Here is a 3,026-nt window from a genome sequence, read left to right as displayed (position 1 = left end):
GGGGGCGGGACGGGGGGCCCGTCCCCTCCACCGGTGGGTCAGCAGCCGCTCATGTGGATGCGGCAGGAGGTGATCAGCGCGGCGGCGTGCTCCTCGCCGCCGAGGCTCTCGGTGCGGACGTCCTCGGGCAGGACCTGGAGGGCGTCGATGTCGTGCTCCATCATGATGGGCTCCTTCGTTCGGGAGTGCGTGCCGGGCCCGGTGGGTCCGGCGGCCGGCGGCCGGGTGGCCGCCGGAGTCTCAGGGGTGGGCGTGGTCGCCCTCGGGCAGCCAGGCGCGGGGGCCGCCGAACCGCATGCGCAGCAGCAGCGAGAGGCTTCCGCCGAGGCCGCCGGCGTACTCGGCGAGCACCGTCCTGCGGTTCTCGTCCGGCACCAGCAGCCGGCCGTCGTGCAGCACAGCCTGCGCGGCCAGGTGCTCGACCAGCAGCTCCGCGGCGGCGCGGTGGTGTGCCTCGCCCGTCGACTCGGCCGCGTCGAGCAGGAACTCGGCGTTGCCCGCGAGCCCGTGGCAGGTCGAGGTGGAGTCGGTGGTCCGGCCCGCCCGCACGGCGAGAGCCGCGTCCTCCACCTGTGCGCGCAGGGCGTCGTCGTGGGCGCCGGTGGCCGACCAGAGCCGCACCAGGAAGGTGCCCGCTCCGGACGAGCCGTTGCACCAGTGCCGGGCGAGCTCCGGCGTCCCGGAGAGATGGCGGGCGCGGTCGACCGGCCAGAGGGCGCCCGCGGGTCCGGACCGGGCTGCGGCCACCAGTGTGGTGCCCGCCTCGACGGCCGCGTCGAGGAAGCGTTTCTCCCCCGTGGCCCCGGCCGTGAGCAGGAGGAAGGTGCCGACGCCCGCCACTCCGTGCGCGAAGCCGTAGTGCCAGGCTCCCGCGAGGGCGGAGGCGAAGTCGTCCGGCACCGGCCAGAAGGTCCCCTCGGGGGTGCGGCGGGCCGCCGCGAGGAGCCCGTCGGCGGCCCGTGCGGCGCGGTCGAGGAAGCGCGGGTCCCCGGTGGTCCGCCAGAAGTGCAGCTGGGCCAGGCCCGATCCGGCCGCGCCGTGGCAGACGTCGGGGTTGGGCCACTCGACGGGGAGGGCGAGGGCGAGCGTGGTGGCGCGGGCGGCGAGCGCGGGGTCGTCCAGGGCCCGGGCGGCGTCCAGCAGCGCCCAGGCGGTGCCCGAGCGGCCGAAGTGCAGGCCGGGCAGGCCGCTGGGCAGGGCGTCCTGCCGGTCCGCCGTCCAGGACGCGGCGGTCACCAGGCCCGCGCGCAGCGCCTCCCGGGTGACGGCCGACGCTCCGCCGTCCTCGTCCCAGTGGCGCAGGGCCCGGGCCAGTACGCTCACGCCGCCCGCCGAGCCGTGCTGCAGGGCCACCGGGTCGCAGGTGTCGCCGAACGCCTCCGAGGGCCAGAGCCGTTCGGCGTGACCGGGTCGCATGGTGGCGAGGAGGTGGGCGAGGCCGTCGTGCAGCAGCCGTGCGCGGATCCGCGCGGGTTCGGTCCGCTGCGGTGCCGAGGCGGGTACGGCGGCCGGGCGCGTGGCGCCGGTGGTGAACCGCCGTGCCCGCTCCAGGGTCCAGCGGTCGGCGGGGTCGTCCCGCATCAGTCCCCGTATCAGCGGGGAGAAGCGGCGTACGAGCGCGTTGTCGCGGGACACGAGCTCCACCAGGGCGGCCAGCCGCTCCTCCTCCGGCCGGGCGGCCGGCAGGTCGGGCGCGAAGAGCGGGTCGGCGCCGCTCAGGGCGTGCAGGATCGTCGCCCCCAGGGCGTACAGGTCGACGGCCGGCGCCGACGCGGGCGCCACCTGGTCCAGGGCGCGCAGTTCGGGGGCGGTGTAGCCGGGGGTGGCGCCCAGGACCCAGCGTTCGCCCTCCCGCGCGGCCATCTCCAGGTCGATCAGCAGGAGCCGGCCCTCGGGCGTGACCATCACGTTGTTGGGGTTGAAGTCGTGGAGGGTGACGCCGAGTTCATGGGCGGTGGCAACCAGGCCGACCAGCTGTCCCACCAGGGAGTCGGCCGTACGGTCGTCGGGGCAGCCCGTCCCGTCCCGCGCCGTCCGGTCCGCGACCGTGCGCCGCAGGGTCGCGCCGGGGACCGACTCGACGGCCAGGAACTCGCTGCCCTGCTGCTCGAACACCTCCACGAGGCGGGGGACGCGGTCGGGGTGGGTCCTCCCGATGCGGTCGAGCAGGGCCGCCTCCCGGCGCAGCAGATCGCGGACGTCGAGACCCTCCAGGCCCGCCCCCACGTGGGGCCGTGCCTGCTTGAGCACGACCTGAGCGCCGGTCGTGGTGTCCTCGGCGCGGAACACCCCGCCCTTGTTGGAGTGCTGGATGGCGCCGCGCACCAGATAGCGGTCGTTGAGCAGGACCGGCTTGGCCGTGGCCGTGCTGCGCGCCGGGGCGGCCGGGCGGCCGGGGAAGGGGTCGCCCGCCCAGGCCGGCGGGCTGAACCAGGCGTTCCGCTCGTCCGCGACGGGCTGGCCCCCGGGGTCGGTGAGCCGGGCGGCGAAGCAGCCGTCGACGGTCAGGGCGGGGGTGGCGGTGAACACGCCGTACCGGTAGTAGACCTGGCTGCCGGGCCGGTAGCGGCGGTCGGAGAGGACGGCGGGGCCGGGCAAGCCCTCGGTGGCCAGGTGCAACTCCTCGGCGAGCAGCCGGAAGTGGTCGTCGTCGGCCGGGTACACGGTGAGGAACTTGCCGCCCCCGCCGCGCTCGTAGCGGCCGGAGACGAGGGCCGCGACGCGGGTGGGGGTGCCGGCGAACTTGAAGGCGGCGCGGTGGGCGACGAGCACCTCGGCGCAGCGGGCCAGGGTCACGGGTGCGGCGAGCGGGGTGGCCGAGACATGGAGCTTCCAGCCCTGGGCGCGGCGGGCCGTCCCGGCGGGCACCACATGGCACCAGAAGTCGCCCTGCTCCACGGTCCACTCCGGGTGCCCGCCCGGCGCGTCGGTCCCGGGCGCGGACCGGGCGATGGCGGCGCGGACCACATCGGGCAGGAGCGCGAGGTCCGCCGGACGTTCGGCGCGTGCCTGCCGGGGCCCGGGGA

At 76.8% G+C, this 3,026-nt stretch carries 2 protein-coding genes; both read right to left on the bottom strand.

Features of this window, described 5'->3' with window-relative positions; all coding sequences use genetic code 11:
• Window positions 1-38 precede the first annotated feature (38 nt).
• Window positions 39-164, bottom strand: coding sequence for an ALQxL family class IV lanthipeptide (locus tag ACJA3G_RS34050; protein WP_358831239.1), 126 nt, complete (start codon window positions 162-164; stop codon window positions 39-41).
• 76 nt (window positions 165-240) lie between these two features.
• Window positions 241-3,026 (bottom strand): class IV lanthionine synthetase LanL (gene lanL, locus ACJA3G_RS34045; protein WP_406556895.1); only part of this gene is annotated, 2,786 nt, incomplete at its 5' end.

Source organism: Streptomyces sp. YS-3 (genome assembly GCF_045257485.1).
Lineage (GTDB): Bacteria > Actinomycetota > Actinomycetes > Streptomycetales > Streptomycetaceae > Streptomyces.
Note: the sequence above shows the minus strand (reverse complement) of the source record. Positions and strands in the feature narration are given on the sequence as shown.

Bases quoted from the DNA above. Each gene is read 5' to 3' on its own strand.
- ACJA3G_RS34050 (WP_358831239.1), bottom strand. From the start codon at position 164: ATGATGGAGCACGACATCGACGCCCTCCAGGTCCTGCCCGAGGACGTC.